General features: G+C 63.6%; 3 protein-coding genes and 1 pseudogene. 2 read left to right on the forward strand and 2 right to left on the reverse strand.

Annotated features, from left to right (window positions below):
- Both EN994_RS18065 and EN994_RS18070 read right to left on the reverse strand, forming a co-directional pair.
- A pseudogene (locus tag EN994_RS18065) lies at positions 1-1,081 on the reverse strand (hypothetical protein); the annotation flags it as partial.
- Between the two features lie 533 nt (positions 1,082-1,614).
- Entirely contained in the window at positions 1,615-2,880 is a 1,266-nt protein-coding gene (locus tag EN994_RS18070; protein ID WP_063170319.1) for a hypothetical protein, read from the reverse strand.
- A gap of 107 nt (positions 2,881-2,987) precedes the next feature.
- Here EN994_RS18070 and EN994_RS18075 point away from each other — a divergent pair, with 107 nt between their 5' ends.
- The gene (locus tag EN994_RS18075) at positions 2,988-4,043 is read left to right on the forward strand and encodes a CapA family protein (RefSeq protein ID WP_063168830.1); all 1,056 of its coding nucleotides are present in this window, start codon (positions 2,988-2,990) and stop codon (positions 4,041-4,043) included.
- A gap of 83 nt (positions 4,044-4,126) precedes the next feature.
- The coding region (locus EN994_RS18080) for a hypothetical protein (protein ID WP_164745992.1) at positions 4,127-4,828 on the forward strand (702 nt) is incomplete at its 3' end.

Below are 4,828 nucleotides of genomic sequence, written 5' to 3' on the forward strand. Positions count from 1 at the left end.
GCCGGCTCCGCTCCTGGCGGCTGGCGAGTTGAAGAGGTTCCTGAACGCCTTGCCAAGGCCGCCCGTCGGGCTTGGCATAGGCCAGCACATCGCCGCCATCGGCCGGCCGGCCTTGCCGCGTCGGTTTTGCCGGCTGGGCCTGCTGGACCGTCTCGCGTGCCGGCTTCGGCTGCTGAACGGATTTCGGCTGCTGGACGGACTTAGGCTCCTGCTGGACCACTTTGGGCTGCGGCGCGTCGAATTGCGGACGCCGGGTCGGCAACGGCACGTCGTCGGTCAGAGCGTCCGGCAGCGCGGCGGCATCGCCGGGTTGATCCTGCTGGGTTTCGACGGGTGAAACCACGACATCGGCTGACGATTCCTCGATCGGCAGCGGTGAGGCGAACGCCTCGTCGTCGGCCGGCAGGGACTGCACCAGAGCAAGCGCCAACTGCGAATTGTCTGGCGTACCGGATTGGGCAAAACCCATCGGCGGCGGTGCGGTCTGCACGACCACCGAGTCGGTATCCAGCCGGGCGAAACGTTCGGCCGCCGGAACTGGCATGTTATCGGACAGGCTGGCTGTGACCTGGACGGAGGGCACCAACGACGCCTCGGCAATTCGCGGTGCGACGGTGGAGATCACCGGGCGGGTGTTGGCACTGGCGGCAGGCTTTCCGGCGTCGGCAAAGGCAGCGGCCAGCTTCATCGGCGAAAGCGACGCTTCCATGCGTTCGAAGCGCTCCTGCGCCTTCGACTTCACGGCGGCGGGCATCGGCTTTGCCTGCGCTACAAGGCGTTCGGATTTTTCCGCCCGCGCGCTTACCCTGGCCAGCTTGAAACAGCTGGCGCCGCACTGCACCGAATGATCATGCAGGGCCTGAGTGCCGCCATTGGCGTTGGCCAGCACGAAGGGTGCTTTCAAAAAGTGCTGTTTCAGCGGATCGGCAAGTGCGAGCGATCCCGGTGTCGACAGTGTCTGGGGCAGGCCAACCGAAGTTGCCGATAGAGAGGCGCCGACGGAACTGAGGCCAGCCATGGTGCCGATCAACCAAAGGCCGATGGCGGTGCTGACGCAAGGCAGCGCGACCCAGCGGGCCACCCGGCCAGCGTTGAAGGAAGGGGAACGTGGAGCATCGACGAACTCGCCGCCCTCACGCTGTCCCCGGTTTTTTTTGTGTGTACTCAACAACGCCATGCAACCAATCTCGCTTCAATCGGTTTCCCCGTACGTGGCCTTGAGAGCCGCGACGACCATTCTGTGAGTGATCCCAGGTGGTCCCCGACGCGTTTGCCGCGTCTGTAGTTGGTTGCCGATTGCTTCAAAATATGGACAAAGTTGGTTAATCAATTCCTCTCAAAACCAACGACGAGATGTGGATTTTGGCCAAATCAGCCTTCGTCCACGGCCAGGAAAGTGGTGTTGTCGCCCTTCCGACCTGGTTTTGCTGCCTGTTTTTGGCGGCCGAGTCAAGCAAAACAGCCACTGCTAATTTTTACGCAGCGCCTCCGCGCGGTGTATGCAGCGAACCGACTGCCGGCAGACCTGCCTACAAAAGGCGCGCGTGTTTCCGGTAAAACTGTTGCCTGCCATGCTAGATTTCTCGCGGGAAGGCGGCCTCAAACGGCCCACCCTCAGTTGAACCAAAGCGCAAACGTCAAAAACCCGTCGCCGCCGAACTGGCGCTGGATCTGGTCGAAATCGTCGCTGGTCGCGAGCTCGCCGCTTTCGAGGTAGGGCGCGATGGCCGGGCCGGTGATCGACAGCACGAGATCGAAGTTTTTTGGCTCGTCGAAGAAGCGCTTCATGTTGATGCCAAGCCCAGTACTGGCGGTGACGCGGAAATGCGGCAGCAGCCTGCGGCCTTCCAGGAGATCCTCGGCCATGGTCAAGGCGGCGAGCCAGGCCTGGACCTGCTCCTCGCCGACTTCGAGGCCGGTGAGCGGGTTCTCGCCCTTCTGCTGCGGTCCAGGCAGCCATTCGCGGTCATTGTCGGTCTCGGCGCGGATCGCCTTCCAGTCCTCGCGCGACAGCCGGATCATTTCCAGCAGGTGGCGGCGCGCCGCTTGCCGGCGCTCCGGTTCGATCACCGGCCAGTTGACGAGATGCACCATCGAGATGAAATCGGCGATGCGCCATTCCGAGGAGAAGATGCTCGAGCCCATATCGCCGGCCGGCGGCACCAGAATATCCTGCAGCGGCAATTTGGCGCGCGGGAACAGCATGTGAAACGAGCCGTCGAAGGTGCTCCTGAAATCATGCGCCAGCCAGAAATCGGCCTGCGCCATCAGGAACTCGGCATAGCCCTGCAGCCAGTAGCCGTCGGCGCGGTCGAAGCGGAAGGTGAGCGTGGGGGCGGCGGCGTCCGACGAGATACCGCCGCGCGAGAGTGAGGCGATGATCGCCGCCATGCTCTCGTCCGGCGCGATGGTGCCGTCCTCGTTGAGGTCGATGCCGGCATGGGTGAGATCGATGACCATGCCGATATCGGCATTGGGCGGCACCGAGGCAAACGTGGCTGCGGATTTCTCCAGCCGGTCACGGAAGCCGACCAGGATGGCGCGGAACTGCTCGTAAGTGAGCGGCTCGGGATTGGGATTGTCGGGCACTGGCAACCGCATCAGCGGCAGCATGAAGGATTGCGGGCTTTCGAAACCATGACGGTGCAGGCCGGTGGCCAGGATCTCCAGTGCGGTAAAGAACTCGCCCGCCCCGGCCGCATAGGCGGATGCCGGGTCTTTTGGCGCGGCAGCCTCCAGCGTCGAGAGAGCGGTGTCGCGCGCGGCCACGGTCTTCGCCTCAAACAATGTGGTTGCCGCTTCTGGCATTGCCGCCGACGCGGAAGACAGCGGCAGGAGCAGAATGAAAGCGGATGTCAGCAGGCCTGCCAGTCGTGTCATCTTTTCCCCCCAATGTTTGTCGCGCAGTGCAAACATACACCATTTGCAGCGTCGCGCTTCAACCCGCCCCGCGGACGGTCTACACAGGGCAAACAATTGGGCATCGCGTGTCGAATTATCCGTTTTCCTACAAGCTGTCCTGGCTGCCGCGTTTCCTGAAGCCGTCACTGGCCGGCGACGCTCAAGACTTTGCGCCGATGGCCGGGACGCTGATGGATCCACCGCCGAAGCAAGCGGTGCGGCTTGCCTTTGTCGGCGACATCTCGGCGGTGGCCAACCGCAGCGCGCCGGATTGCGATCCGGCGATCAAGGCGCTGCTCGGCGCTGCCGATCTGGTGATCGGCAATTGCGAAAGCCCTGTTGTGGACAGGCCAAGCGCGGTGCTGGGCACAAGGCTCGGCACGCATCATGCGATGAGCGAGCCGTTCCTGGCCGAGGCGCTGACGGCGGTTGGTGTTGCGCGCGAAAAACTCGTGCTGTCGCTGGCCAACAACCATGTGCTGGATCAGGGCATCGCCGGTTTCGACGAGACAATCGCGGCGTTGCTGCGGCTCGGCATCCGCACGATCGGCCTGGCCGACGGTCCGGTTGTGCCGATTCAGGTTGGATCGCTTGATATCGGCTTCGCCGCCTTCACGCTGTGGCGGAACGCCGATGAAAAACTGTTTGCCGGGCGCGTTTCGATGGACAGCGATCCGGCGAGCTGGCCACCCGCTGGCTTGGACCTTCTCTGCGCCGTGCCGCATTGGGACTGGGAGTTCCGACATTTTCCGCGCGACGGGACGCGAGCGCTGGCCAGGCGGCTGGCCGGGCAGGGCGCCGGGCTGATCGCGGGCCATCATGCCCATGTCGTGCAGCCGGTGGAAAAGATTGACGGGACGATCGTCGCCTATGGGCTCGGCGATTTCCTCGGTACCGCCTTTGCCCGGCAGCCATGGCCGGGCCGCATCGGCTCTATCCTCGTTGTCGATGTCAGTGCCGATGCCGGTACGCGCGGCAGGATCGCGTCTTACCGGATGCATCCCTTCATGCGCCTGCGCGCTGGCGACCACGAGCGGCTGGTGTTGATGGAGGCTTTGGAGGGCCGAATGCGTGACAGGGTCGCGGAGCGACTGAAAGCGGTCTTCCCTTCTCCACCAACCGATGAAGGCGTTCCCGCTTAACCATCTGGCGGCCCTTGCAAAACCAACTATCATGCTCCCGCAGAGGCAGGATTGCGGGGGTAGCGGTGGAATCAGCGGATTTCATGCCGAGCGAAACGGTCATCGCCGGCATCCGAAAAGACATCGAGGCCTATGAAGCGGCGAGGGCTTCGGCGGTCCGGCAGGTGCGCTGGCGGGTGCCGGTGTTCGTGGGGCTGGTGCTGGTGGCCGTGGTGCTGGTCGCCTGGCTGTTCAACAAGGTCGCCGACCCCAACGAGCAATGGGTCTCGACGCCGCATGTATTTCTCTATGTGATCGGCTTCGCGGCTTCGATCCTGCTCTATTTCCAGGCCAGGAAACCGGCGACGCGGCTGCAGCAATCGTTCCGCGAGACGCTGCTGCCGATCATATTCGGCTTCATCGCCGACATGCGCTACCAGCATGGCGTGACGCCGAATTCCTTCGACCGGTTGCCGCGCACGGCGGTTGGTCCGTTCAACCGGCAGGCGTTCGACGACATCGTGGCGGGCCGCTATGAGGGGTTTCCGTTCGAACTGTACGAGGCGCATCTGCGGGAAGGGTCGGGCAAGGGCTCCTCGACCGCCTTCCAGGGCGTCATCGTCGCTTTCGAGACCATCGCGCCGTTTCCCGGCATATTGGTGGCGACGCGGCGGACCAACGCGGTGATCAGCTTCTTTCGCGGCATATTTGCCAGCAAGCTGCAAGAGCTGTCCAGCGGCGATGCTTTGCTCGATGCCGCCTACGAGTTCCGCACCGACAATCTCGGGGCGGCACAGCCATTGGTG

It is taken from the genome of Mesorhizobium sp. M7A.F.Ca.CA.002.09.1.1, assembly GCF_003998555.1.
In the GTDB taxonomy this organism is placed as follows: Bacteria; Pseudomonadota; Alphaproteobacteria; order Rhizobiales; family Rhizobiaceae; genus Mesorhizobium; species Mesorhizobium ciceri.

What these genes read in the sequence shown, in the direction of transcription:
- EN994_RS18070 (WP_063170319.1), bottom strand. Translation starts at nt 2,880, where the DNA reads ATGACACGACTGGCAGGCCTGCTGACATCCGCTTTCATTCTGCTCCTG.